The sequence below is a fragment of the Micromonospora nigra genome (genome assembly GCF_900091585.1).
GTDB classification, from domain to species: Bacteria; Actinomycetota; Actinomycetes; order Mycobacteriales; family Micromonosporaceae; genus Micromonospora; species Micromonospora nigra.
The window spans coordinates 4,942,265-4,968,110 of the sequence record NZ_FMHT01000003.1; the positions used below are offsets into that span (position 1 = coordinate 4,942,265).

Consider the following 25,846-nt stretch of genomic DNA (forward strand, 5'->3'; position numbering starts at 1 on the left):
GGAGGAGCACCTTGCCACATCCCGAACACCACGTACGCCAGATCCTCGCCACGTTGCACTCGGACCCCGGCAGCACTGCTCTCATCTCGCGCGGTGAGCCTGTGCATGCCGGAGTCCTCGCCTCCGCGGTGGAGACGGCGGCGCCGGTGATGCACCGGCACGGTATCGGGCCCGGCAGCCTCGTCGCCGTACTGACTGATCCCAACACCGCGGCCGACCTGCGGCTGCGCTGGGCGGCCAACCTGCTCGGCGCCACGGTGGTCCACATCCGTGGCGTCAACGCGGTCAACCCCGACGAGGAGTTGCCGCTCACCGTTCAGCGCGAGATCCTCACCTCGACCCGGCCGGCGATGCTGGCGGTCGACACGGCCAACGTGGAGCGGGCCCGCCAACTGTGTGAGCCACTCGCCGAGGCACCCCTCGTGGCCGTGCTCTGGGCTGCCGGGGACACGGTCGACCTCACCGCCGCCGACGCCCTCGACCCGGCCGCGGTGCGCGAAGGTGACATCGCCGTCGTGACGTTCACCAGTGGATCAACCGGCCGGGCCGAAGGGCGTGAGCTGGAGTTTCCGGGTCAAGAACGAGACGGCGCAGGCACAGGCGGCGCACGGTCAGAAGGTCACCCTGCTGATCACCGCACCGCTGACGCACTCCGGCGGATCGTCGGCCGACGACACCGTCGTCACCGGCGGCCTCGTCGTGCTGCATCATGGCTTCGACGCGGCGGCGGTACTGACAGTCATCGGTGAGCATAAGGTCAGCCGGCTGGTGCTGGGTTACCTGCTTCCCACCCGGACCGGGGCATGGGGCGGATCTCTTCGCCGCGACGCTGTTCAAGGTCCGGGTCGGTCGGCTTCGCGCCCGGTGGGTGCCCTGAGCAGCCGCTCCCGTAGGACAGACGGCGTGACTGGCGCCGGGTCGAGCGGTTGGCGGCGCCGGATGCACTGCCTCTGGTCCCGATGCCGTGAAGGTCATGTGGTGTCCTCTCCGAGGATTCCCGACACTGCGGCGCCTCATACCAGACAGTCGGGTACGGCGACAGCCCGTACGCTTCGAGATCGAGATAAGTCGATTGATGGGTGAAGGCATGACACGGGTGCGACGGTACGGGGCCAACGGGTCGGTTCGACGGCGAGTCATCGGCGTCGTGGTGGTGGTGGCACTGGTGATGGTCACACTCGTGGTCACGCCGGGTGGCGGGTCCGTCGCGACGGCCGCCGGCGGGGGGTTCGCCCCGCCGGCGATCGGGAAGTTCGACGTCATCTCCGGAGGTGTGACGGAGTATCGGAACCTGATTGATGCAATTCGCAGACAATCGTCATCTGACACCAGGTTGAACAGACCGGTGACTCCGCAGCCGAAGCCGGACAGCACCGACGCTCGGGGGTACTTCTCCGTCGAGTTGCAGGCATCCACGAACTGCGTCGTGGAGCTGGTCATCCGACGGTCCGACCTCTACCTGATGGGCTGGTACCGCACCAAGGGCAACACGTACTTCTCCTTCAAACCGGACAACGGTTTGAAGCTGTACGGGTTCGCGCGTGACAGCAAGACGACGCAGAAGAGCCTGGGAAAGTCGTACTCGTACCAGGACCTGGGGTATCCGGCGGAGAAGCGGGCGCAGCTGGATCTGGGCGGCGGAATGCTGAAGAACGCGTTGGAGAGCCTCTGCGAGGATCCGGCGGCGCTCGAGGCGTACTACAAGCACGCGGTCGTGATCATCGAGATGGCCCTGGAGGCCGCCCGGCTCCAGCCGCTCTACGAGCACCTCGTCCACCACTACGACGAGTACGCACCACCGGGTGCCGGTCTGGTCGAATTGCAGAACAACTGGGGTGCCCTGTCCGGACGGGCGTGGCAGGAACTCAACTCCAGCAACAACTCGGGGCTCCCGCCCCTGCGGGTCAGCGACGGCTATGTCTACACGGCGCTGACCGACATCCTGGCGGCTCTCATGGTGGTGCACCACCTCAACTGCGACCGGAACGCGTGGCGAACCACGACCGCCGTCAGCGCTGCGGACGACTGCTCGGTGGCCGGTGGACGGTTCCTGGTAACCGTGACGCAGGTGTCGTTCGAGAACCCCGGTGACGCCGGACCGGATCTCGAACCGTACGGGGTCATCGAGGTCCACAGTGACAAACACTGGCCGATGGTTGTCTGGGAGCAGGGCAACCAGGACATTCCCCACGTGAACAACGTGTTCCCCGACGCTCGACTGGTGGTCGACAGTGCGAGTGGGCCGATCTGTTTCGAAGCCACCGTCCGGGAATCCGACCAGACCAACGGCGACGACAACCTCACCTCCACCGTCAACTTCGCCTGCGGAACCGGCGGCACCATCACCTTCTCCGGGCCAGACGGCAACGTCTACCTCTACTACTCGGTCCAGCGGCTCGTGCGAGCATGCCTGTCCTGGATCGCCGTCCCGACCTGCGACGTCGCCGGCCGTGACTACCTCTACCACGTGACCACGATCTCCTTCGTCAACCCCGGGGAAGGCGGCGACCCGGAGCCCTACGGCATCGTCGGCGTCGACCCCGGACGCGCCGGCCCGTTCCGGGCCATCTGGGACCAGCCGCACTCCAGCCACGTGCCGACGGTGCCGGTGGGTTTCGTCGTGCCGGAGGTGCCGGCACCCACCCGGGTCAACGTGGACGCACGTCCCTGCTTCTACCTCGATGTGCAGGAACACGACAACAACCCGGACGACCGGCTCGCCCCGGTCGGCACTTTCTGCGGGGACGAACGGCACCTCGTCGCCACGCAGGACGACAACCAGGTCCAACTGGTCTACGACTTCTACGAGGTTCTGTCGGGCCCGTGACCGGCAGGTTACGCTGCCGCCACCGAATTGCGGACGACTCCCGTGGACGCGACCCGAAACCACGACCACCCACCCGGGCGCCCCACCCCGCCCCGGACGCGACCTCGCGTTCTGTCAGTTGGGCGGCGACGGTCAGACGGCGGCGAGGAAGGCCCGCACCCGCTCCATGAGCAGCGCGGACGCCTCGGGGTCGTATGCGTCGAGCGAGGAGTCGGCGAAGAGGTGCTGGTCGCCGGGGTAGACGAACAGCTCGGCGGCAGCCGTGGAGCCGGCGAGTTCGCGGGCGGCTGGCAGGTCCTCGTCGAAGAACTCGTCGCCCTCCTTGCCGTGGATCTGCACCGGCACGCTCTCGGGCCAGGTCTCTCCGAACTCCGCGACCGGGAGGCAGGACTCTATGAGGAGTGCCCCGCGGGCACCGGGTCGGGTCTGCGCGAGCCGCTGGGCGATCGTCACGCCGAAGGAGAATCCGGCGTAGACGAGCCCGGTGCCGAATTCGTCGGCCGCGGCGGCTCCGCGTTCCCGGATCGCGTCGAACCCCACCTTCCGGGCGAATCCGAATCCCTCCTCGATGCTGTCGAACGTGCGGCCGTCGAACAGGTCTGGCGTGTGCACGGTGTGCCCGACCTGTCGCAGGCTGTCGGCGAAGCTTCGGACCCCGTCGGTCAGGCCCTGGATGTGGTGGTAGAGCAGCACATGGGTCATGACAGTGAACCCCCGCGAACGATCGAAGTTTCTGGAACGTTCCGTGATGCTAGTCTGTGGTGCCATGGCAGACAACCCTCCGGACTACGAGCTGGCCGATCGGATCGCGCTGACCAGACCGGACCAGGTCAAGGCCATCGGCCATCCGCTCCGTACGACGATCCTGCAGCTCCTCCACGAGCGGGCCGCGACCGTGACCGAGTTGGCCGAGGCAGTGGAGCGCCCCAAGAGCACCGTCGCGCACCACGTGGACGTGCTCACCCGCAACGGCCTGCTCCAGGTGGTGCGTACGCGGAAGGTGCGGGCGATCGAGGAGCGCTTCTACGGGCGCACCGCGCGCCTGTTCCACGTGGCAGCGGAGCCGTCACCCGCTGGCGAACAGATGCCGGGCGACTTCAACGACTTCGAGGTGGCTGCACGCGAGTCCGCGAAGGCGTTCGAGCAGGGAAAGCTCTGGGGCTTCATCCGGCATGCGCGCATCTCCGAGGATCAGGCCTCCCAGTTCTGGGACCGGATGGCGAAACTGGTTGATGAGTTCGACCGGATGCCGAGGTCCGGCGAGACCATGTACGGGTTCGCCATCGGCATCTATCCCTCCGACCACCCGACCCTGCCGACGGCGCAGTGATGCACCCACCGGCCACCCACCGTGCTCAACCCGATGCCCTCGGAGGTCGTCGGCAGGGTCTTGCGAGTGGTCACACGATCGGACATGGTGCGGTGACTCCGCAGGTCGGTAGGGTCTCCGCGTGGATCTGGACGACATCGCCACCCGGCTCGGAGTTCCCGTCGAGGAGGTCGACCGCGTGCACCGGCTCGCCGGCGACCGGCCGTCGGCTCCGCTGCCCGCCAAGGCTGACGCGCCCGCGATCCTCGACCGGCTCGCGGTGCTGCCGGACGATGCCAACGAGATCATGGCGGGTCGGCCCGACGCCGATTCTCCGCTGTGGACCCCGGAGTTACGCTGGCTGCTCGATCGCGCTGGTCCGCGCCGATCTCGGAGGCCACGGCTGGCTGTCGCCCGGTCCTGCGCTACCGCGCGAACGTGGCCCCGCCTGGCGGCATCTCAAGGCCGGCCGCCACTGGCGCTGGCGACGCGGCCGCTTCCCCATCTAGCCGCACGGCGTGGAACGCCCGACGGCGTCGACGCGTACCGCCCGTAGGTCAAGAAGCGAGTCACCGCGCGGAGGCGATCCCTCGGACGTCAACTGTCGTCATGTTGACAACAGCAACCGTGCGCGGTCGGCCGCGCCCTGGCACGACCTCGCGTAATGGTTCCCGCCGGACCCGTCACGGCGGTGCGGGCCCTGGCGCGGGCGTGGGACAGTGCTGATCGTCGTTCGGACCGCTCGGGCGACGACCGTTTGCCGCGACGTCAGCAGAATCTGGGGATCAAAGCATGAGTACCGACTCGGGCTGGGGCGACTATCTGAGCACCGACACTCCGGTCGTGGACACGACCGTGGCTGACGCCGTCGACGCCTTCGACACGGCGGCGGTGCCGGAGACCCCCGCGGTGTTGCCGGAGCCGTCGGCGACCATCGTGGAGAACGAGATCAACGGCGCGGTCAGTGACCAGGACTGGTCGAACTGGCACACGGACAGCAGCGCCGACTGGGCCGCCTCCGCCCAGGACTGGGTCGACTACGCCCAGGAGAACGCTGCGGCCGGCAACACCGGGATCGCCGACGGTGCCATGGCGTTGGCGGCCGACCACGCGGCCATCGCCGAGAGTAACTACACGGTGGCCGGTGATTCTTCGGCCGCCGCCGTCGACCACCTGGAGACCGCCACCGCCGAGATCGACTGGGCCACCAGCGGCACCGACGCATACCAGACCACCACCGCCTACGACGCCGGAGGCGGCTTCGACACGACTGTGTCCAGCTTCGACAGCGATACCTCCTACGACAGTGGCACCTCCTTCGACGTAGCGGAATGAGCTGGGCCGACGCCGGTGGAACCGGCACCACACCGCCCGCCGTCGCGGCTGGGCTGGAGCCTGGCCGGCTGGCCGCGGGCACCGAGCGGCGGCTGGGTGCCGCACCGAGCGTGGCGCGACAGCAGCTGCTGCGCAGCGTCCGTGAACTCGCCTTCGAGCTGAAGACCGAGCAGTTCAGCCTCCTTGAGGCGGTCCGTGGCTCCCGTCTCGGGGGCGTCACCCTCTCGCAGACCCAGGTGCCGGTCACTCTGCGGATCACCTTCGAGGCCGACGGCCCGGGAGTACGGGTGGTTGTGCTGCTGGTCGATCGCTGGCCCGGCAGGACGGGACGAAACTGGGGCGTGACCTCGGTGTACGTCGGCCTCTTCGAGTCCGTGCTAAGTACGCTCGACGCCGTCCTCGGGCGGCTCGATCCGGCGGCTGCGACCTCGTTCGCACCGTGGTGGCGGCAGACCGGCCCGGGCGACGTGGCGGTGATGCAGCACGCCGCCGGTCTGGTCAACCGAGCGCAGGCCGCCCTCTCCCGGCACGCGGGGCGTCTGCTCGACGGCGGTGGGCAGGCGCAACGGCAGGCCGTTGTCACCCGTACCGGCGGCGCGACCTTCACCTTCGAGACGGCCGACGCCGTCGCCGAGGTGCCCGCCGAACTGGCCGACGGCATGCTGATGGTCGGCACGCTGATCGTCAGCCGGCCGGGCGGCATGCCGCCGAACCTCGTCGCGCAGGTGCAGTCGCTGGTCTTCCGGGTCGAGGAGCACCTGGCGGCCAACGCGGCCAACGCGGCCGGTGCGGCCGACCGAATCACCGTGGAGTCGTCGGACGTGCCCGCGGTTACCTTCCTGTACCAGCAGGCGCGGCTGCGCGGCGTACTGCCGGTGCGGACCCTGCGGACCTGCACCACCTGCCGGCTGGAGAAGGTCACCAATCCGGAGATGGAACGCCTGCAGGAGCGCACCCGGCGTACCCGGGACCTGGCCACCAGCATCAGCGGGTTGATCACGCCCTACGTGCTCGCCGGCCGGCTGGTGCAGCTCAACAGCAAGGGTCCGGACTTCGCCTGCCCCCGCTGTCAGGGCATGGACGCCGACGAGACGGTGGTGACCTACTGCCAGCGGTGCGGCGACCGACGTGCCGAAACCGCGCTGCGGACCTGCTCGAAGTGTCAGTTCGACTTTCGCACGCTGGTCGATGGGGGACAGCTCTGGCGGCCCCGAGCGGCGGCGTCGGTCTCCGCCCCGCAGGCCGCGGGGCACCTGCCACCCGGCGTGGCAGCGGCACCGCCGTTACCGCCCGCAGCACCGGCGCCGCCCGCACCACCGTTACCGCCCGCAGCACCGTTACCGCCCGCACCACCGGTACCCGGTGCGGCCCCACCCGCTGTGGCCGCACCGGCTGGGGCACCACCAGGTCCGGGTTGGTCCGGTGCGCAGCCTCCGCAGCCTCCGCCCTCGGGGCCGTCACGCCGCCCCCCAGCCGAGCGGCCACCGGGCTACCGGCCCGACCCGGAGGCGGAGCGGTGGCCCCGGCCACCGGGCTGTCCGCCCTGACCTGCTCGTCGCCGTCTGTACGCGAAGGTCGGGGCGCGCTGGCCGGGGCCGCCGCCTGCCACCCCGGCGGATGGCAGGGTGGTGTCATGGACAGGAAGCAGGTCGACGCCTGGATCGCGGCCTACGAGCAGGCATGGCGGACGCCGGGCACGGATGCGCTGGTCACGATCTTCACCGAGGACGCGAGCTACCGACAGGGACCGTACTGGACGCCTGTCGTCGGCCTGCCGGCCATCGCCCGGATGTGGGAGGAGCAGCGCGAGGGCCCCGACGAGGTGTTCCAGATGACCAGGGAGATCGTCGCGGTCGACGGTGACACCGCGGTGTCGCGCCACGAGGTCCGTTACGGCGATCCGGTCGACCAGGAGTACCGCGACCTGTGGGTCATGCGATTCGCCGACGACGGACGGTGCCGGTCGTTCGAGGAGTGGCCGTTCTGGCCGGGACAGCAGCCGGCCGACCCGCCGGACGGGGCGTGACCGGATTCGACCGGGAGCTCCACAGTGGTGCCGACCGGTAGCGGTCCGCAGGGTCGGAAGTCCGACTCGGGGTGCGTGAACTGCACCGGATCGAGGGCAGCGGATGCGGTATCGGATCGATTACCCTGAGCAAGGTGATGGTCGACCATGGCAGTGAGCCGTGGCCGGTCCGCATCCTCGGTCCACATCGGGCGGTGCTCGGCACCGGCATGGCGATCGACGAACGGCACGTGTTGACCTGCGCCCACGTCGTCGGTGCGGCTGGCGGGACCGAACCCCTCGACGGCGTGCCCACGTGGCCGGTCGGCGTCGACCTCGTCGGCCAACCGGGCGCTCCGACGGTGTCGGCCCGGGTCGTGCCGGACTGCTGGGTGCCACCCACCGAAGACGGGCGGGGAGACGTCGCGCTGCTTGAGTTGGCGGTGCCGTTGGCGCACGGTCCGTTCGCGCCGCTGCGGCGGGTGCGCCCCTGGGGTCGCCGCGTCCTGGTGCAGGGCTTCCCGGAGACGCTGGAACACGGCGCGTACGTCAGAGCGAGGCTCGCCGGGCCGTCCGGTGCGGGACGGGAACGGGTCCAGATGGATTCCCTCGCCACCGGTCCCCAGATCATCCAGGGTTTCAGCGGCGCAGCGGTGGTCGACGAGCTCACCGGTCACGTCGTCGGGATGGTGGTCAGCACCTACGGAGACGAGGCCGTCGCCGTCGGCCCGGCCGGCGGGCTGTCCTGGATGATCCCGGTCGAGGCGATCCTGAACCACCTCCCGTCGCTGCGCGACCGGGTGCCCGGCGAGCCATCGATCGACCTCGACTTCCTGGTGCCCGACCACTCTCCGGTCGACCTGTCGGTCGCCCGCCGGCTCGTGGCCTTCTTCGACCGTCAGCTACCCGCGAACGTGCTGGTCATGGTGACCGTCCACCCGGGGTCCGGCACCGCTGCGGCGGTGCGTCGCGTCGCTGTGCACTCCAGTCGCGAGTTCCGCCCCTCCACCGGCCCGGACGACGGCCCGGACGACGGTCCCGGCGCTCCGCCCGTGGGCAGCATCGACCTGGCCGTGGACGCGGCCGGCCGGAGCACGGGAGACATCACCCAGCGGATCGCCGACTGGGCGGGCGTGTTCGACGGCACCACCACCGGGCCGGCCGCCGGCCCGCCGCCGCGCGCTCTGATCATCAACAACATCGACGAGGCGGACGAGCCCGAGAAGTTGCTCTCCGAGGTGGTGCTGCCCCTGGTGGACCAGGCTCCCGCGCGGGACCTGCGGATGCTGCTGACCTTCCGCGGTGAGTCGGTCATGCTCCGCCTCGCCCTGCTGGCGAGCCGTGTCGCCAGTCTCCAGGGCACCGAGGCGGCGGCCCGCCTCGCGTACCAGGCGGTCGCCCCGCGGGTCGCCGGGGTGCCGCCGGTGCCGGACCGGGCGACCAGGCTGCGGGTACGGCTCACCGCGCTGCGCGCCGCGATCGCCGGCGACGCCGTGGACGACACGCTGGCCGACCGGCTGGCGTCCACCGAGCGGGCGACCGACCGGGCGTTGCGCGAGGCCGAGTCGGTCCGGCAACGGCTCGTCGCGTTGCACCGGAGCTGGTCCGACCTGCGGGGTCGGCTTGCCGGTTACCTGGCCATGGCGGTCCACCACGGGTTCTCGGAGGAACCCGCACTGAGCCCGATCCACCGGAAAGCGCACAAGCTGCTCCTCGACGGCCCGTGTGACCTGGTGATGGCCGAGGCGGCGGTGCGCCGCTACAGCGAGGCGGTCGTCGACCGGATCGAGGCCGAGCGACGAGGGGGTGACCGTTGAGACGCTGTACCCGGACGGTGGGCTGCACCGGCACCGTCGGCGGGGCCGGTTTCTGCGATCACTGTGGGCGGTTGCAGGCCGGGACGTCGGTCCCCGGCGGCGGGCCGCAGCGGCCGGCGGCGGCTTCGCGGGCGATGCTACGGGACAGTTGGACCGTGGCCGGTCTGGTCTCCCTGCCGGTGCTGACCTTCGCTCCGGACCGGGCGACGACGCACCTGCTGCGGGTGCCGGAGGAGGCACGCTTCTGCGGCCAGGGCCACCCGGTCGGCCGGAGCCGGGCCGGGCGTCCCGGTCTGGACGAGGGTTCCTGCCCGCGTTGCCGCACCCGGTTCAGCTTCCTGCCCGGCCTGCGTCCCGGCGATGTCGTCGCCGACCGCTACCAGGTGGTTCGCTGCCTGGCCCGGGGCGGTCAGGGCTGGATCTACCTGGCCAGGGACGGCCACCAGGACGACATCGAGGTCGCGTTGAAGGGCGTGCTGCACGCCAACGACGAGAAGGCTCTCGCGGCGGCCGTCCAGGAACGGCAGTTCCTCAACTCGCTCGACCATCCCAACATCGTCCGGAGCATCGACTTCGCCACCCACGACGACCCGGTCGCCGGTCCGACGGGCTACATCGTGATGGACTACCTCGACGGCATGTCGCTGCGCAGGTTGCTGACCGCCGCCAAGGACCCGGCCCAGCCGGACGTCTCGCTGCCGCTGGACCACATCCTCGCCTACGGCCACGAGATCCTGGCCGCGCTGGACTACCTGCACCGGCGAGGGCTGCTCTACACGGACATGAAACCCGACAACGTGATGCGCACCGCAGACCGGATCAAGGTGATCGACCTGGGTGGGGTCCGCCGCGACGACCGTGGCTTCGCCGGCCTCGTCGGCTCCCCGGACTTCCTGGTCAGCCTGGAGGAACTCCAGACCCAGGGGGCGAGCGCGCGCTCCGACCTCTTCGCCCTCGGCAAGACGCTGGCGGAGCTGTTCCGGCACCGTACCCCCGGACCGGACACCCCCGGCGCGGCGCACGACGCGCTGGGCGTCGAGTCGTTCCGGCGTCTCGTCGCCCGCGCCACCCACCTCGACTGGCACCGCCGGTTCGCCTCCGCCGGCGAGATGTCCGAACAGCTTCTGGGCGTGTTGCGGGAGATCCTCTCCGGTGGACCGGATCGGCAGCAGCCCGAGCCGGTCTCGCTCTTCCTGCCCTCCGCCCGGCTGCTCGACGCCGGCCTCGGGCTGGTCCCGCCGCTGCACACGTGGATCGCCGAGGAGGACCGCGCGGTGTGGGACGACGGTCGCCCCTCCGCCCGGCTGGTGGCGCTGGGTCTGCCGGTGCCGCGCCCCGACCCCGACGATCCGGCCGCCGGCGAACTCGGCACGGTCGAGGCGCCGGACCCGCAGAGCCTGCTCAACAAGCTCGCCACCGTGGTGCAGACGTCGGTGGAGGTCGAACTCAGCCGGTGCCGGGCCCACCTGGAACTGGCCGACCCCCGCTCGGCCGCCGCCGCGCTGGCCGCCGCCGCGAGGATCCTCGACGTGCGGGCGGACGCGGACTGGCGGCTCGCCTGGCACCGGGCGTTGCTCGCGCTCACCGGCGACCGGATCGACGAGGCCGCCCGCCAGTTCGATGCGGTCTACGCCGACATCCCGGGGGAGATCGCCCCGAAGCTCGCGCTCGGCTACTGCGCCGAACGCAACGGCGACGCGCCGGTCGCGGCCCGCTACTACGCCGCGGTTTGGCGGCGGGACGCGTTCCAGGCCGGTGCGGCCTTCGGCCTGGCCCGGCTGCGGTTGGGGGCGAACGACCGTGCGGGAGCCGTGGCCATCCTCGACGAGGTTCCGGCACTGTCCCGACACCACGACACCGCGCGGATCGCCGCGGTGCGGGTGCTCTCGTCCCGGTTGCCCGGTGGGCTGCCCACCGCGAGTGAGCTGAACCACGCCGTGCGTCGGCTGGCCACCCTGCACCTCGACGGCGGCGAGCGGCACGGCGAGGCCCGCGACCGGCTGACGGCGGCGATCCGGGAGGTGGCGCTCGACCTGGTCCGGTCCTCCGCCGACGCCGACGCCGCCGACCTGGCCCGGGGCCCGCTGTTCGGCGAGCCGCCGACCGAGCGCGGCGTCCGCGAACTGCTGGGCAGGTCGTACCGGGCCCTCGCCCAGCAGGCGCACCACGCCGAGGACCACAACGTGCTGATCGACCGGGCGAACGCGGTCCGGCCACGGACCCGATGGTGAACGACCGACCTGGAACGGAGCGCGGATCAGTGGACGTCGTGGAGTTCAGCCTGGAGGTCAACCAGAACAGGTACCTGCCGGCGGACGGGCGGGAGATGCACGCCGTCCGGTCGGTCACCGGCCGGCGGACCGCCGACGGGGACGGCCAGCCGTCCCGGCCGGGGCCGCCCCGGCTGGCCGAGGTCCTGGTGATCGACTGCTCCGGGTCGATGGCGGATCCGCCCACCAAGATCGCGGCGGCGGTCCGGGCCACCTCCGCGGCCATCGACGTGTTGCCCGACGGGGTCCGGTTCGCCGTGGTCGAGGGGACCGAGCGGGCCCGGGTGGTCTATCCCCCGGGAGCCGGGCTGGGGATCGCGTCGGCGGCCAGCCGGAAGCAGGCCAAGGCGGTGGTCGCCCGGCTCAGCGCCGGCGGTGGGACGGCCATGGGCAGCTGGCTGGCCGCGGCCCGGGATCTGCTGCCGGACGAGCCGTCGGCGATCTGCCACACGCTGCTGCTCACCGACGGCATCAACCAGCACGAGACCCCGCAGGAACTCGACCGCGTGCTCGGCACCTGCGTCGGTCGGTTCGTCTGCGACGCGCGGGGGATCGGCGACGGATGGCGTCCCCGGGACCTGGTCCGGATCGCCACCGCGCTCAGCGGCACCGCCGAGGCGGTGCGGCGGCCGGCCGAGTTGGAAGCCGGCTTCCGCGCTACCATCCGCGCCGCCCTGGCCAAGTTGCAACCCGACGTGCGGATCCGGGTGCGGACCGTACCGTACGGCCGGGTGGGCTTCTTCAAGCAGGTCAGACCCGCCATCATGGACCTGACCGATCACGCGGACCGGATCGACGACCGGACGGTCGAGTTCACCACCGGATCCTGGGGTGCGGAGCGCCGCGAGTTCCACCTCCGCCTGGACGTCACGCCGCCGGACGGCATCCTGGACGAGGACCGGCTGGCCGCACAGATCGACCTGGTGGTCGAGGGGAAGTCGCGGCCCGCCACCGCCGCCGTCCTGGTGAACTGGACCGAGGACCTGGTCAAGTCGGCACGACTCGACCCCGGTGTCTCCCAGGTGACGGGGCAGGAGGAGGTGCGACAGGCCATCAACGCCGGTTGTGACGCGTACGACCGGGGCGACCGGATCGAGGCCCACGCCCAGTGGACCCGGGCGGTCGAGCTGGCCACCAAGGCGAAGGACGAGGGGGCGCTGGAGCAGCTGCGCTACCTGGTGCAGATCGACCCCGGTGGCCTCGTCCGGTTGAAGCCGAACCTCAGCCGCACCGACGTGATCGTCAGCTCCGTCATGTCCAGCCGGACCTGGTTCGACGACCCGCCGCCCGTACCGCAGCAGCACCAGCCGACGGAGGCGGACCGACTCTGCGGGCAGTGCGGCTGGTCGTCGCCCCCGGACGCGGTCTACTGCGAGCAGTGCGGCGCCGAACTGGACGCCACCGGCGCGGCCGGACGGGTCGGGACGTGACCACGGTCGACACCTCCCGGCCGCCCTCGCGGCGGGTCAGCACGACCCGCCGTGACCTGTTGCGGCTGCGGACGACCCTGCTCGTGGCGACCGCCCTGGCCCTGGCCGGGTCCCTGGCGGTCTTCCTCGGTGTCGCCCGGACGGCCGACGCCGCCGCCGGCCGGTCGGTGCCGGCGGTTCTCGCCGTCCACGATGCGCAACAGGCGCTGCGCAGCGCCCACGCCGCGGCGGTGCGCAACCTCTCCGACGGCGGGTTGGTCCTGGGCGAGCCGGGGGTGGAGTACCAGCGCCAGATCGCCGGTGCCGGCCAGTATCTGACCCTGGTGGCGGAGAACAACGCAGCCGGCGACGCCGGCACCCGGGACATCCAGACGGTCGAGGCGCTCCTGGTCACCTACACCGGTCTGATCGGGCAGGCCGACGCACGGTACCGCGACGCCGGTCTGCGGGCGCTCGGGGCCGCCGCGTTACGGGACGCGGCGAGTCTGCTGGACGACATCCTGGAGCTGCTCGACGCCCTGCGGCACAAGCAGTTGGCCGTCCTGGACGCGCAGGTGGAGACCGGCTGGACGAACTGGTTCACCGCGCTCGCCTGGCTGCTGCCACTGGTGGCCCTCGGCGTGCTGCTGCTGGTGGCGCAGCGCTACCTGGCCCGCCGGTTCCGGCGGGTGGTGAACCTCCCGCTCCTGCTGGCGACGGTGGCGACGGTGGCGATGGTGGCGATGACCTCGCTGAGCCTGCGGTCGGGCGCGCAACTCGATGCGGTCCGGGAGGACCTCCAGGTTGTCGGCACCAGCCGGCAGGAGCAGCTCCACGAGGCACGTGTCGAGGCCGCCGGGCAGCTCGCCGCCGAGGTGCGCGAACAGTGCCCGAGGGCATGCGACACCGCGCTGGCGGCGATCGACGCCGAAGCCCGGCCCGTCCCGGCGGCCTCGCCGGCCCCGGCCGCCGACCCGGACGAGAAGGCGCGGGCCGACGCCGACGCGGAGGTCGACGTGGCGGCTCGCGCGGACAGCGCGGCCGACAGCCGCTCGGTGGAGTTCGTTCTGCCGCTGCTCGCGCTCGGCATCGCGGCCCTGGTGCTCGCGGGTCTTCAGCCCCGCCTGGCGGAATACGGATACCGGTCGACATGACTCTTCGCAGAGGTTCCGCACGAACGGCGCTGACCCTGGTCACGGCACTGCTGGCCGGCGCCGGACCGGTCGGGTGCTCCCGTGCGGAGCCGGCCGGGCCGGTGATCGTCTTCGGCTCCTGGACCGGTGACGAGGAGGCCGTCTTCCGCACGGTGCTCCACAGATTCGAGCTCAAGACCGGGATCCGCGCCGAGTATCAGGGGCACCGGGACGTCAGTCAGGTGCTGCAAGCGGGGATCGAGCGGCAGCGGCCACCTGACGTCGCGGTCGTGCCGCGCCTCAACGACCTGCAACGGTACGTCAACGAGGACACGCTACGCCCGCTGGACGGCATCGCCGGGCTGACCGACGACGCCGGTGCCGCCCCGCAGTTGATCCGGGTCGCCCCCCGGTCCGGGCCGGCCGGCGAGCCGGTCGGCCCGAAACAGGTGTACGCGGTCGCCATCGCCACCCACCTCAAGAGCGTGTTCTGGTACGACCCGGCCAGGCTGGCGGAACTCGGCCAGTCAGGCCCTCCGCTGACCTGGGAGGCGCTGGTCGCCCAGAGCCGGGCCATCGAGGCCCGTGGGCGGGTGGCGTGGTGTCTCGGACTGAGCTCACCGCCGGTCTCCGGTTGGCCGGGCACCGACTGGATCGAGGACATTCTGCTGCACCAGTGGGGGCAACAGGTCTACGAGCAGTGGACCCGGGGCGACCTGAAGTGGGACTCGCCGGAGGTGCAGCGTTCCTGGCGAGCCTGGGGTGAGCTGTTGGGACTGAGGTCGTCCCGGGACCTGGCGCGGACCGGCCTCTTCTCCACCTGGGTGGAGGCGGGGTCAGGGCTCTTCACCTCGCCGGCTGGTTGTCACCTGGACCATCAGGGCTCCTTCGCAATTCACAGCTACCGATCCCTGCCGGGCGTCGCCGCCCCGGGACGGTTCGACTTCTTCCCCACCCCGCCGGTCGGTTCGTCGGACACCTCGTCGCTTCAGGAGGTCTCCGACGACGTGGCCGCGATGTTCCGGGACAGCTCGCCGGCCCGGGAACTGATGGCGTACCTCGCCTCGCAGGAGGCGCAGGAGATCTGGCGCCGGTCCAGCGGAGGGCTGCACTTCAGCCGGCGGGGGCCCGCCGACGCCCCGTCCACCCCGGTCATCGACAAGGTCGCGGCCCGGCTCGGCACCGGCACGCTGTGCCGCGACGGGTCGGACCTGATGCCGGCGGCGATGGCCACGGCCTTCGAGCGGGCGGTGCTGGTCTACGTGCAACAGCCGGACCGCCTCGACGCCCTGCTCAAGGAGCTCGACGCGGTCAGCAGCGCGGTTCCCCGCGCCGAATGGATGGACCTGGGCTGCGATCGGGCGGCGCCGGTGACCCGACGACAAGGGACGTGACGGATGACCGAACTGCAGAGGTTCCCCCTCGAATCGGGTGGCTCGGTGGTGATCGAGGTGGACGGCAGGCGCGGTATGACGCCGGCGGCCAACGCGGGCAAGGTGGTCCGGGAGGCGCGGGCGACGTTCGACCGGGCACTGGAGGAGGTACGCGACGCCGCCTCCGTCGCGCTCGCCCAGTTCCAGGCGATGGCGCACCGGCCGGACGAGGTGGAGATCAAGTTCGGGGTGCAGTTGACCGCGGAGGCCGGCGCCGTGATCGCGCGTACCGGGGTCCAGGGCCAGTTCGAGGTCACGGTGCGCTGGCAGCGTTCCCCCCACCCGCCGTCGGCGGACACCCCGGGTTCTCCGGCCGGGTGAGCCTTCCGGCCACCGGACCACCGTCGGTCAGTGGTCCGGGCACGCAGGGTTAGCTGTGAGCGATAACAGGGCCGGATGGATGCCGGGGCGCCGGTCGCTCAGGCCGGATTCTCCGCGAGATCCCCACCTCCGCCAAGAGGTTGCGGTCGCGGGTGGGTGTCTGCGCGCGGCGGCCATCTCTTGACAGGTGTGAATGTTAACGCAAACATGACTGCGTCACATGTTCGCAACGTCACCGTCACGCTTTCCGCTCGCCTGCCCCCTTCCCGGCGGAGTGGGGCCGCAGGCCGCCCCTTCTGGAGGACACATGCCACCACCCCGTGCGTCCGATACCGCCACCCGTGCGACGGCCGGCCCCGAGTCTGTCGACCGTCGACCGGCCGGCACCCGGCCCGTCGACCGCATCCGCTGGTACCTGCTGCGGTCGACCCTGGCCGCGGTGCTGGTGCTGCTCGCCGTGGCGGCCGGCCTGCCGGCGGCCGGGCCCGCCCACGCCGCACCGGCCGTGAACTACACGAACCCGTTGGTCAACCAGCGGGCCGACCCGCACATCGTCAAGCACATCGACGGCTACTACTACATGACCGCGACGGTCCCGCAGTACGACCGGATCGTGCTGCGTCGCGCCACCACGCTGCAGGGCCTGTCGACGGCGGCCGAGAAGACGATCTGGTCCCGGCACACCACGGGGGAGATGGGCGCGCACATCTGGGCGCCCGAGATCCATTACATCAACAACCGGTGGTACATCTACTTCGCCGCGGGCCGGACGGACGACGTGTGGCGGATCCGGATGTACGTGCTGGAGAACGCCAGCGCGAACCCGCTGAACGGCTCGTGGACCGAACGCGGTCGGATCACGACGCCGTGGGACACCTTCAGCCTCGACGCCTCGACCTTCGTCGTCAACGGCGTCCGCTATCTGACCTGGGCCCAGCAGGAGCCCGGCATCTCCACCAACTCCAACGTCTACATCGCCCGGATGGGCGCCAACCCGTGGCAGATCACCGGCACGGTGACCCGGCTGGTCGTTCCGACGTACGACTGGGAGACCCGCGGCTACCGGGTGGCCGAAGGGCCGGCCGTGATCCAGCGCAACGGCCGGGTCTTCCTGACCTACTCGGCCAGCGCCACGGACGCCAACTACTGCCTCGGGCTGCTGACCGCCTCCGCCACCGCGAACCTGCTCGACCCCGCCGCCTGGAGCAAGAGCCCCACCCCGGTGTTCACCAGCAACGAGGCCACCGGCCAGTACGGTCCGGGCCACAACTCGTTCACCGTCTCCGAGGACGGGCAGAGCGACATCCTCGTCTACCACGACCGCAACTACCGGGACATCAGCGGTGACCCGCTCAACGATCCGAACCGGCGAACCAGGATCCAGAAGCTGTACTGGAACGCCGACGGCACCCCGAACTTCGGCATCCCGGTGCCGGACGGAGCCACGCCGGTCCGGCTGCGGTCACACGATCTGACCACGAGCTACGTCCGGCACTACGACTACCAGGCCCGGCTCGAGTCGAACGTGTCGAACCTGGCCGACTCGCAGTTCCGGATCGTCCCCGGTCTCGCCGGTGCCGGAACGGTGTCGCTGGAGTCGACCAACTTCCCCGGCTACTACCTGCGGCACCGGAACTACGTCCTGTATGTCGAGCGCGACGACGGCTCGGCCCTGTTCGACGGCGACGCGAGCTTCCACCGCCGGGCTGGCCTGGCCTCCGCTGCCGGGCTGTCGCTGGAGTCGCAGAACTTCCCCGGCCGGTACGTGCGCCACCGCGGCGGGCTGCTCCACCTGGAGTCGGTGAGTTCGACCGCCGAGCGGGCCTCCGCCACCTTCCACCTGGAGTGATCGGCCAGCCGTGTCGACCGGGGTGTCGCCGCCGGCGCCCGGTCTCGCAATCCGAGCCACACCCACCGACCTGATCAGGAGGAACGATGACCCTCACCACCACCGAAGGACCCCCCGACGGCAGGTCGATCCCGCCGGGTCCACGCAGGAGCTCGATCCTGGCCATGCTGACCGCGTTGGCAGTCATGGCCGGTGTCGCCTTGGTCGCGTCGTCCCCGGCGCAGGCGGCGACCATCGACACCGACGCCTACTACGTCCTGGTCAACCGGCACAGCGGAAAGGTCCTCGACGTACAGGACACCTCCACGGAGGACGGTGCCGCGATCCAGCAGTGGTCGCGTAACGACGGCGAGTGGCAACAGTTCCGGTTCGTGCCCTCCGGCGGCGGCTACTACCGCCTCCAGGCCCGGCACAGCGGCAAGGTCGTGGACCTGTGGGAGTGGAACACCGCCGACGGCGCCGAGTACCGCCAGTGGCCCGACCTCAACGCCACCAACCAGCAGTTCCAGGTACTCGACTCCGCCGGTGGCTACGTCCGGTTGATCAACCGGCACTCCGCCAAGGCCCTCGAGGTCTGGGAGTGGTCGACCGCCGACGGCGCCCGGATCAGCCAGTACGCCGATCTCGACGGCGCGAACCAGCAGTGGCAGCTGGTCCGCCTGGGCACCGGCGGTACGCCGCCACCCGGCACCGGGTGCGGCAGCGGCTCGTACCAGGCCGAGGCCGTGCTGAACGGGAGCACCTGGACGGCTCGTAACGGGTCGTCGACCGTGTACTCGGGATCGAGCATGCTGTCGGCCATGCAGGCGGCGGTGAACTCGCTGTCGGCGGGGCGGACGTCGAAGCAGCGGGTGGTGGTCCGTGGCTCCGGGTCGATGAGCGCCGGTTCCCGCCTGTCCCTGCCGTCGTACACGACGCTCGCGGTGTGCGGCACGATCAACGTGACCGGGTCGGGCTCGGGTGACTACGCGCCGGTGTACTCGCGGGGCACCACCGACGTGGAGGTGCAGAACCTGACGTTGACCGGGTCGCCGCTGTACGGGATCTTCATGCGCAACGTGAACAACCTGACCCTCGGGCAGATCGACATGCGGCTCTCCGGTGGCCTGGGGGTGCGCGTCGACAACCATGGCGGGGACCGGGCGGTGAAGGTGCGCAACGTGCGCATCGACAACGTCTACGTCTCGGGAACCGGTGCCCACGGGGTGGAGACCTACGGGGTGGACGGCCTGACGGTCGGTACGGTCACCGCGCGCAACACCGGCTATTCCGGGCTGCTGCTCAACGACACGATCAACGCCACGGTCGGCACGGTCGACGCGCAGGGTGCCGGAACCGGGACCGGGTACGCGGCGTTCCGGATGGCCAACCGCAACGGCAGGGTGGGCAACTCGTACCCGACCAACATCCGGGTCGGCAACGTGATCGCCTCCGGAGGCGCGCGGGGGATCTTCTGTGTCTCGGAGTCCGGTGGCGCGGTCATCGACCGGGTGACGATCTCCAACACGGGGAACAACGCCATCCTGGTGGAGAACTGCTACAACGTGACCATCGCCGGGGTGTCCGGCACGGTGACGGGCGGGGGTGAGGTGCGGATCGCCGCACGGTCGGAGTTCCCACTGTCCTCCGGCATCCGGTTCCAGAACCTGACCGTCACCAACACGAACATCACCCAGAGCCCCTGCGGTGGGGCGAACAACACGATCAGCAACGTGACGCGGGTCAACTCGTCGCTGAACTGGTGCTGAAACCGGCTCTCGCATCTCGCGCGGCCCACCGGCGGCTACCCCCGCCGGTGGGCCGTTCGCGTGTCCGGGTGATCGGGTCCGTCACACCGGGTAGCCGGAAGTGTGTCGAAGGTATCCGGAACGCGCCGCATGAAAACTTGATTCGTTCCAGAAGAGTCGGCTAGGTTCGTCGCATGACGGGCGACTTCGAGGCACAGCTACGGGCTGTCTCGTTGCGCGTGACCCGGCCCAGGTTGGCGGTGCTCGCGGCGCTTCGCGACCACCCGCACGTCGACACCGACACCGTGATCAGGCTGGTCCGGGCCGGCCATCCCACCGTCTCCCACCAGGCGATCTACGACGTGCTGCGGGCACTCACCGACGCCGGTCTGGTGCGGCGCATCCAGCCCGCCGGCGCGATCGCCCGGTACGAGTCCCGGGTGGGCGACAACCACCACCACATCGTCTGCCGCTCCTGCGGCGTGATCGCCGACGTGGACTGCGTCGTCGGCCGTGCCCCCTGTCTCACCGCCTCGGACGACCACGGGTTCGTGGTCGACGAGGCGGAGGTCGTCTACTGGGGCACCTGCCCCGACTGCGCGACCGAACGCACCACCCAGTGATCCAGGTCGGAAGGGAAGCACATTGAGCAACGCACCACAGGACAACGCGTCGTCCAGCGCCCAGGGCGTGGACAAGAAGGCGGCGGCCGGCTGCCCGGTCGCGCACGATTCCGTGACCGCGCACGGCAGTGAGAGCGAGAACCCGGCGATCGACTCGCCGACCGCGAAGACCGGCGGTCGTCCGCGTACCAACCGGGACTGGTGGCCCAACCAGCTCGACCTGTCGGTGCTGCACGCCCACTCGTCCAAGGGCAACCCCCTGGGGGAGAACTTCAGCTACGCCAAGGAGTTCACCAAGCTCGACGTCGAGGCGCTCAAGCAGGACATCACCCAGGTCCTCACCACCTCGCAGGACTGGTGGCCGGCCGACTTCGGCCACTACGGCGGCCTGATGATCCGGATGAGCTGGCACGCCGCCGGCACGTACCGCATCGAGGACGGTCGTGGCGGGGCTGGCGACGGTGGTCAGCGGTTCGCTCCGCTCAACAGCTGGCCGGACAACGCCAACCTCGACAAGGCCCGCCGGCTGCTGTGGCCGGTCAAGCAGAAGTACGGCCAGCAGATCTCGTGGGCCGACCTGCTCGTGCTGGCCGGCAACGTCGCCCTGGAGTCGATGGGGTTCAAGACGTTCGGCTTCGGCTTCGGTCGCGAGGACGTGTGGGAGCCCGAGGAGATCTTCTGGGGCCCGGAGGACACCTGGCTCGGCGACGAGCGCTACGCCTCCGAGAAGGAGATGACCGCTGGCGTCGGGGCGACCGAGATGGGTCTCATCTACGTCAACCCGGAGGGCCCCCGTGGCAACGCGGACCCGCTCGCGGCGGCGCACTTCATCCGGGAGACCTTCGCCCGGATGGCGATGAACGACGAGGAGACCGTCGCCCTCATCGCCGGTGGCCACACCTTCGGCAAGACCCACGGTGCCGGCATCGCCGACGACCACGTGGGCCCCGAGCCGGAGGCCGCCCCGCTGGAGTCGCAGGGCCTGGGCTGGCTGAGCACCCACGGCAGCGGCAAGGGCGCGGACACGATCACCAGCGGCCTCGAGGTGACGTGGACCGACCGGCCGACGCAGTGGAGCAACCGCTTCTTCGAGATCCTCTTCGGCTACGAGTGGGAGCTCACCACGAGCCCCGGCGGCGCGAAGCAGTGGGTCGCCAAGGACGCCGAGGCGATCATCCCGGACGCCTACGACCCGGCGAAGAAGCACAAGCCGACGATGCTCACGACCGACCTGTCGTTGCGCGTCGACCCGGCGTACGAGAAGATCTCGCGCCGCTTCCTGGAGAACCCGGACGAGTTCGCATTGGCGTTCGCCAAGGCCTGGTACAAGCTGCTGCACCGCGACATGGGTCCGGTCAGCCGCTTCCTCGGGCCGTGGGTCGCCGAACCTCAGCTGTGGCAGGACCCGGTGCCGGCCGTCGACCACGAACTCGTCGGTGACGCCGACATCGCCGCCCTCAAGGCGAAGGTGCTGGAGTCCGGCCTCACGACCGCCCAGCTGGTCTCCACCGCCTGGGCCTCCGCCGCGAGCTTCCGGTACACCGACAAGCGTGGCGGTGCCAACGGTGCCCGGATCCGTCTGGAGCCGCAGCGTAGCTGGGAGGTCAACCAGCCCGAGCAGCTCGCAACGGTGCTGGAGACCCTTGAGGGCATCCAGCGGGAGTTCAACGACGCCGGCGGCGCCAAGATCTCGCTCGCCGACCTGATCGTGCTGGCCGGCTCGGCCGCCGTCGAGAAGTCGGCGCGCGACGCGGGCGTCGAGGTGACCGTGCCGTTCCGCCCGGGCCGCACCGACGCCACCGCCGAGCAGACCGACGTCGAGTCCTTCCGGGTCCTCGAGCCGCGCGCCGACGGGTTCCGCAACTACCTGCGGGCCGGGGAGAAGACCCAGCCGGAGGTGCTGCTCGTCGACCGCGCCTACATGCTCAACCTGACCGCGCCCGAGATGACGGTCCTCGTCGGCGGCCTGCGGTCCCTCGGGGCCAATGTCGGCGGCGCGCGGCACGGCGTCCTCACCGACCGGCCCGGCGTGCTCACCAACGACTTCTTCGTCAACCTGCTCTCCCCGGGCACCCGGTGGAAGGTGTCGGAGTCCGAGGAGCACGTGTACGAGATCCGGGATCTGGCCACCGACGAGGTGAAGTGGACCGCCACCGCGGTCGACCTCGTCTTCGGTTCCAACTCCCAGCTGCGGGCCCTCTCGGAGGTCTACGCCAGCCAGGACGCGCGGGACAAGTTCGTCGCCGACTTCGTCGCGGCCTGGACCAAGGTCATGGAACTCGACCGGTTCGACCTCTCCTGATCCCACCCGGCGAGCCCCGGTCGATCCGCAGTGATCGACCGGGGCTCGCCCTTTGCTGAAGAGACGTCAGGCGCTGGTCGGGGCGACCAGTTGCTGGGTCGCTCGGGTCATCGCGACATGGCGGTCGACCGCTGGCTGGGCATCGAGCTCAGATCAGAAACGCATCCGTGTACGACGGCGAGATCGCTGCTGCGGATGGAGGTCGGCACGTTGGTGTCCGAAAGTACGGCCCGGATGACGGGCTCGGCTTCCGCCGCCGCGCGTCGGTCAGTTCCTGGGCTTCGCGCAGGACGATGTGCGCGAACGGACCGGTGAGCCGGTCCCGTGCGGTGCCGGGCAGCGCGGCCTCGTCCACGAGGACGTCCCGCAGGTGCTGCTGATACCGCACCGCGTCCCAGATCGCGTCGCGCGCCTCGCTGTGGGGTGTGCCGTGAACGGACCGCCGTCCCCGCCGAGGAGCGGCAGGTTGGCCCGGCGTGCCACCGTCCACAAGGCGACCGGTAGGCCTCTGACCTGCGGATTTGTGGTATAACAAGGATAGCTCTAAATCGATGTAAACGATTCTATTTCGGATTCGTTCCCCACAGTGCCCGGTCACCGGCCGGGCCCCGTGGCGCGCCGATCATGGCTCGTCGTCGCTTCCCCGTGCCCCGTGCCCCGTGCCTCACCCACCCCGAAAGGTAGGTTCGATGTCACCTTCGTCCCGTCTCCGCGCGCTGGTGGGATCGGCGCTCGCCGGCCTGTTGGTCGCGACGGTGCTCGCGGTGCCCGGCACCGCCACTGCCCGCGCCCCCGACCTGACCGCCCAACCCGTAGCCGCTGCCGTGCCGCAGGCCCCGGCCCGGCAGCTGGCGCCTCTCGACATCGACGACAGGGATGCCGCGCCGGCCAAGCTGCGCCGGCCATCCGCTCCCGCCGCGCCCAAGGCGGCCCGCAAGGGCACGAAGGCGGTGGTCACCTGGAAGGCGCCGAAGGCCAACGGTAGCCCGATCGACGGCTACGTGGTCACGCCCTACCGCAACGGCAAGAAGGCCAAGGCCAGGTCGGTCGACGCCGCGAAGACCAGCACCACGCTGAAGCTCCCGTCGGCGAAGGGCACCTGGACCTTCACGGTCGCGGCGCGCAACGCCGCCGGTGTCGGGCCGGCCAGCAAGCGCTCCGCCCCGCCGAAACTGCTCGCCCTACCCGGCGCGCCGAGCTTCATCGCGGCAACCGCCGACGTCACCACCGCGGTGGTCAGTTGGCGCCCGCCCATCTCCGACGGCGGCTCGCCGATCATCAACTACGTCATCTTTCCCTACATCGGCGCGGTGCAGCAGCCGTCGCAGACGGTGCCGGCCGCGCCGCTCACCGCCACCGTAGGTGGCCTCACCGCCGGTACCACGTACACCTTCAGGATCGCCGCGTTGACCGCCGAGGGGCTCGGGCCAGAGTCCGCGCCGTCGCATCCGGTCATCCCGAACGAGTCGCCGTGGGTGTTCTGGACCGGTGCCTCCGCCGCAGTCGGCGTGGCCTTCAGCCACCGTGTCTCCGTCTCTCGGGGCCGGGCCCCGTGGACGTTCTCGATCACCTACGGCGCCCTGCCGCCGGGACTGCTGCTCAACCCGAACACCGGCAACATCTCCGGCATCCCGACCGCGGCCGGCAGCTTCGCCTTCGTGGTCCGGGTGGTCGGCAGCACCGGAGAGATCGGCAGCCGGCTGATCACCATCCCGGTCACCCCGGCCCCGGACATCGTCATTCCGTCCGTCCCGCTGGGCGAGGTGGGTGCGCCCTATTCGCTGCGGCCCGTGGTGGTCGGTGGGGTCGCCCCGTACACCTGGTCGACCGCCGGTGGTTCGTTCCCGCCGGGGCTGAGCCTCAACCCGAACACCGGCGAGATCAGCGGCCGACCCACCACGGTCGGCACCTTCGGCTTCGACCTGCGGGTCACCGACAGCGCCGGACTCAGCGACGTCCAGCAGGTCCGTCTGGTGGTGCAACCGCAGACGGTGATCACGTTGACCGCCAGCGCCGCCGCGGTCAACTTCGACAGCCCGATCACCCTGACCGCCCAGTTCGGCCCCGGTGAGGCCGAGGGGACGGTGGCCATCTTCGACCGGCAGCGCACCGGGATCACCGCCAACCTCGGCACCGAGACCGTCAGGCTCAACCGGGCGACCTTCACCCTGAAGCTGCCCGCGTTCGGCCTCAACCAGCTGTTCGTGACGTACGACAGCACCAACACCAATGCCGTGGCCACCTCCAACACCGTGCCGGTGCAGGTGAACGGCCTACCCGGGCAGTTGCTCATCGACCAGTTCCGGCAGTCGGGCGTCGCCAACATCCCCGGCCAGTACGACCAGTACGTGGTGCTCTACAACAACACCTCGATCCCGATGCAGCTGCCCGGGATCAAGGTGGAGGCCCCCGGCGGTGTCGTGGTCGAGATCCCGGACACCGAGACCACCATCGGACCCCGGGTCGGCTACCTGATCGGCACCGCGAGATACAGCGTCGCCATCCCGGCCATCCCGCCGGACCTGCTGGTGCCCACCCTCGGGCCGGTGCCGAACACCGGTGGCACCGGCCTGCGGCTGCGGGTGCCCGATGCCGCCGGCACCGTCACCGACGCGGCCGGCAGCATAGCGGGTTACTTCACCGGCACTCCGCTGCCGGCGTTCAGCAGCCCGCCGACGGTCCCGAACGCCTGGGTGCGGCTGCGGGTCCGCGGCACGCCGCAGAACACCCCGGACAACCTGACCGACTTCCGGTTGGTGTCCACCGTCCTAGGGCCGATCAACGGGGTACCGTCCGCCCTCGGCTCACCGTCACCACTGCGCCAGGTCGGGCCGTTCGAGCAGAGCGCCCTCCTCCAGACCACCCTGCTCGACCCGAGCAAGGCCGTCAACGAGTCACCGAACCAGCAGGTCGTCGACGCCACACCAGCCAGCCCGAGACGGCTGATCATCCGGCGGGGCATCACCAACCGGGGCGTCACGCCGGCAACCCTGGTGCGGCTGCGCATCTCCACGCTCAGCCAACCCAACGGCGCGCCCAGGCCGGGCCTGCCGGACCCGCCCAACCCGGCGCAACTGCGGCTGGTCAACCCGGACACTCCGACCTCGACGTTCATCGTCGGCGGGCGGTCGGTGACGGTGCAGAACCTCCGGATGGACGCGCCGGCGCAGGACCCGCCGGGAGGTGGGCTCTCCACCACGCTGACCGTGTCGCTGCCGCTCGGGGGCCTGGCCCCTGGAAGTACCGTCTACGTCGCCCTCGCCTTCGAGGTGGACCAGGGCGGCAGGTTCTGGGTCGGCTGGGACGTCGAGGCCATCGGCGGCGGGCCGGTGCTCCCGCCGGGCGCGGTAGCCACGGCGGCCGTCACCGCCACCAAGGCCAAGGCGGCCAAGAAGGCCGACCAGCGGGCGGCGAAGAGCCGCAAGCTGACCAGCCTGCAGGGCGGCCTGCGCTGAGCCGCTGACCTGTCCGAGCAGGACCATGCGC

General features: G+C 70.7%; 20 protein-coding genes. 18 read left to right on the top strand and 2 right to left on the bottom strand.

Features of this window, described 5'->3' with window-relative positions; translation table 11 throughout:
* Positions 1–11: 11 nt before the first annotated feature.
* Positions 12–749 (top strand): AMP-binding protein, encoded by a 738-nt coding sequence (locus GA0070616_RS21690; protein WP_175440161.1) that lies wholly within the window; start codon positions 12–14, stop codon positions 747–749.
* A gap of 419 nt (positions 750–1,168) precedes the next feature.
* Positions 1,169–2,827 carry a ribosome-inactivating family protein gene (locus GA0070616_RS21695; RefSeq protein ID WP_245713009.1) on the top strand — a complete coding sequence of 553 codons (1,659 nt, stop codon included), beginning with the start codon at positions 1,169–1,171 and terminating at the stop codon, positions 2,825–2,827.
* Positions 2,828–2,959: 132 nt separating this feature from the next.
* On the opposite strand, the gene GA0070616_RS21700 is transcribed toward GA0070616_RS21695, so the two are convergent.
* The gene (locus GA0070616_RS21700; protein ID WP_091086293.1) at positions 2,960–3,529 is read right to left on the bottom strand and encodes a dienelactone hydrolase family protein; all 570 of its coding nucleotides are present in this window, start codon (positions 3,527–3,529) and stop codon (positions 2,960–2,962) included.
* Positions 3,530–3,593: 64 nt separating this feature from the next.
* Here GA0070616_RS21700 and GA0070616_RS21705 point away from each other — a divergent pair, with 64 nt between their 5' ends.
* The 15 genes from GA0070616_RS21705 (at position 3,594) to katG (ending at position 22,360) form a co-directional block, all read left to right on the top strand.
* Positions 3,594–4,157 carry an ArsR/SmtB family transcription factor gene (locus GA0070616_RS21705; protein WP_091086298.1) on the top strand — a complete coding sequence of 188 codons (564 nt, stop codon included), beginning with the start codon at positions 3,594–3,596 and terminating at the stop codon, positions 4,155–4,157.
* A gap of 121 nt (positions 4,158–4,278) precedes the next feature.
* A complete protein-coding gene (locus GA0070616_RS21710; RefSeq protein ID WP_245712855.1) occupies positions 4,279–4,692 on the top strand; it encodes a hypothetical protein in 414 nt (137 codons plus the stop codon).
* A 236-nt stretch (positions 4,693–4,928) separates the two neighbouring features.
* Positions 4,929–5,471, top strand: a complete 543-nt coding sequence (locus GA0070616_RS21715; protein WP_091086303.1) for a hypothetical protein — start codon at positions 4,929–4,931, stop codon at positions 5,469–5,471.
* On the top strand, positions 5,468–7,018 hold the full coding sequence (locus tag GA0070616_RS21720; RefSeq protein WP_091086307.1) for a hypothetical protein: 1,551 nt from the start codon (positions 5,468–5,470) through the stop codon (positions 7,016–7,018). Before GA0070616_RS21715 ends, GA0070616_RS21720 begins: the two co-directional genes overlap by 4 nt.
* An 86-nt stretch (positions 7,019–7,104) precedes the next feature.
* Positions 7,105–7,497, top strand: a complete 393-nt coding sequence (locus GA0070616_RS21725; protein WP_091091346.1) for a YybH family protein — start codon at positions 7,105–7,107, stop codon at positions 7,495–7,497.
* Between the two features lie 137 nt (positions 7,498–7,634).
* Positions 7,635–9,293, top strand: coding sequence for a S1 family peptidase (locus GA0070616_RS21730; protein ID WP_245713010.1), 1,659 nt, complete (start codon positions 7,635–7,637; stop codon positions 9,291–9,293).
* A gap of 155 nt (positions 9,294–9,448) precedes the next feature.
* Complete coding sequence (locus GA0070616_RS21735; RefSeq protein ID WP_217628219.1) at positions 9,449–11,524, top strand: serine/threonine-protein kinase; 2,076 nt, start codon at positions 9,449–9,451, stop codon at positions 11,522–11,524.
* 29 nt (positions 11,525–11,553) lie between these two features.
* Positions 11,554–12,993, top strand: a complete 1,440-nt coding sequence (locus GA0070616_RS21740) for a VWA domain-containing protein (RefSeq protein WP_175440163.1) — start codon at positions 11,554–11,556, stop codon at positions 12,991–12,993.
* Complete coding sequence (locus GA0070616_RS28305; RefSeq protein WP_091086320.1) at positions 12,990–14,126, top strand: hypothetical protein; 1,137 nt, start codon at positions 12,990–12,992, stop codon at positions 14,124–14,126. The genes GA0070616_RS21740 and GA0070616_RS28305 overlap by 4 nt, the downstream gene beginning before the upstream one ends.
* The gene (locus GA0070616_RS21750) at positions 14,123–15,499 is read left to right on the top strand and encodes an ABC transporter substrate-binding protein (RefSeq protein ID WP_091086323.1); all 1,377 of its coding nucleotides are present in this window, start codon (positions 14,123–14,125) and stop codon (positions 15,497–15,499) included. The genes GA0070616_RS28305 and GA0070616_RS21750 overlap by 4 nt, the downstream gene beginning before the upstream one ends.
* Positions 15,500–15,502: 3 nt before the next feature.
* Positions 15,503–15,859, top strand: coding sequence for a CU044_2847 family protein (locus GA0070616_RS21755; RefSeq protein ID WP_091086327.1), 357 nt, complete (start codon positions 15,503–15,505; stop codon positions 15,857–15,859).
* A 307-nt stretch (positions 15,860–16,166) separates the two neighbouring features.
* Positions 16,167–17,708: a family 43 glycosylhydrolase gene (locus tag GA0070616_RS21760; RefSeq protein ID WP_091086331.1), complete on the top strand. Its 1,542-nt coding sequence runs from the start codon at positions 16,167–16,169 to the stop codon at positions 17,706–17,708.
* A gap of 86 nt (positions 17,709–17,794) precedes the next feature.
* On the top strand, positions 17,795–19,456 hold the full coding sequence (locus GA0070616_RS21765; RefSeq protein WP_091086334.1) for an RICIN domain-containing protein: 1,662 nt from the start codon (positions 17,795–17,797) through the stop codon (positions 19,454–19,456).
* A 173-nt stretch (positions 19,457–19,629) separates the two neighbouring features.
* Positions 19,630–20,058: a Fur family transcriptional regulator gene (locus GA0070616_RS21770; RefSeq protein WP_091086336.1), complete on the top strand. Its 429-nt coding sequence runs from the start codon at positions 19,630–19,632 to the stop codon at positions 20,056–20,058.
* Positions 20,059–20,080: 22 nt separating this feature from the next.
* Entirely contained in the window at positions 20,081–22,360 is a 2,280-nt protein-coding gene (gene katG, locus GA0070616_RS21775) for a catalase/peroxidase HPI (protein ID WP_091086340.1), read from the top strand.
* 148 nt (positions 22,361–22,508) lie between these two features.
* Here katG and GA0070616_RS21780 read toward each other — a convergent pair whose 3' ends face one another.
* Positions 22,509–22,715 carry a hypothetical protein gene (locus tag GA0070616_RS21780; RefSeq protein ID WP_175440164.1) on the bottom strand — a complete coding sequence of 69 codons (207 nt, stop codon included), beginning with the start codon at positions 22,713–22,715 and terminating at the stop codon, positions 22,509–22,511.
* A 334-nt stretch (positions 22,716–23,049) separates the two neighbouring features.
* Here GA0070616_RS21780 and GA0070616_RS21785 point away from each other — a divergent pair, with 334 nt between their 5' ends.
* Positions 23,050–25,815 carry a fibronectin type III domain-containing protein gene (locus tag GA0070616_RS21785; RefSeq protein WP_091086344.1) on the top strand — a complete coding sequence of 922 codons (2,766 nt, stop codon included), beginning with the start codon at positions 23,050–23,052 and terminating at the stop codon, positions 25,813–25,815.
* The last annotated feature ends 31 nt before the right edge of the window (positions 25,816–25,846 follow it).

Excerpts from the sequence above, each read along its gene's own strand:
- GA0070616_RS21695 (WP_245713009.1), top strand. The coding sequence starts at position 1,169 with ATGGTCACACTCGTGGTCACGCCGGGTGGCGGGTCCGTCGCGACGGCC.
- GA0070616_RS21750 (WP_091086323.1), top strand. The coding sequence starts at position 14,123 with ATGACTCTTCGCAGAGGTTCCGCACGAACGGCGCTGACCCTGGTCACG.
- GA0070616_RS21765 (WP_091086334.1), top strand. The coding sequence starts at position 17,795 with ATGACCCTCACCACCACCGAAGGACCCCCCGACGGCAGGTCGATCCCG.
- GA0070616_RS21715 (WP_091086303.1), top strand. The coding sequence starts at position 4,929 with ATGAGTACCGACTCGGGCTGGGGCGACTATCTGAGCACCGACACTCCG.
- GA0070616_RS21755 (WP_091086327.1), top strand. The coding sequence starts at position 15,503 with ATGACCGAACTGCAGAGGTTCCCCCTCGAATCGGGTGGCTCGGTGGTG.
- GA0070616_RS21705 (WP_091086298.1), top strand. The coding sequence starts at position 3,594 with ATGGCAGACAACCCTCCGGACTACGAGCTGGCCGATCGGATCGCGCTG.
- GA0070616_RS21785 (WP_091086344.1), top strand. The coding sequence starts at position 23,050 with ATGTCACCTTCGTCCCGTCTCCGCGCGCTGGTGGGATCGGCGCTCGCC.
- GA0070616_RS21700 (WP_091086293.1), bottom strand. The coding sequence starts at position 3,529 with ATGACCCATGTGCTGCTCTACCACCACATCCAGGGCCTGACCGACGGG.
- GA0070616_RS21720 (WP_091086307.1), top strand. The coding sequence starts at position 5,468 with ATGAGCTGGGCCGACGCCGGTGGAACCGGCACCACACCGCCCGCCGTC.
- GA0070616_RS21730 (WP_245713010.1), top strand. The coding sequence starts at position 7,635 with ATGGTCGACCATGGCAGTGAGCCGTGGCCGGTCCGCATCCTCGGTCCA.
- GA0070616_RS21770 (WP_091086336.1), top strand. The coding sequence starts at position 19,630 with ATGACGGGCGACTTCGAGGCACAGCTACGGGCTGTCTCGTTGCGCGTG.
- GA0070616_RS21760 (WP_091086331.1), top strand. The coding sequence starts at position 16,167 with ATGCCACCACCCCGTGCGTCCGATACCGCCACCCGTGCGACGGCCGGC.
- GA0070616_RS21725 (WP_091091346.1), top strand. The coding sequence starts at position 7,105 with ATGGACAGGAAGCAGGTCGACGCCTGGATCGCGGCCTACGAGCAGGCA.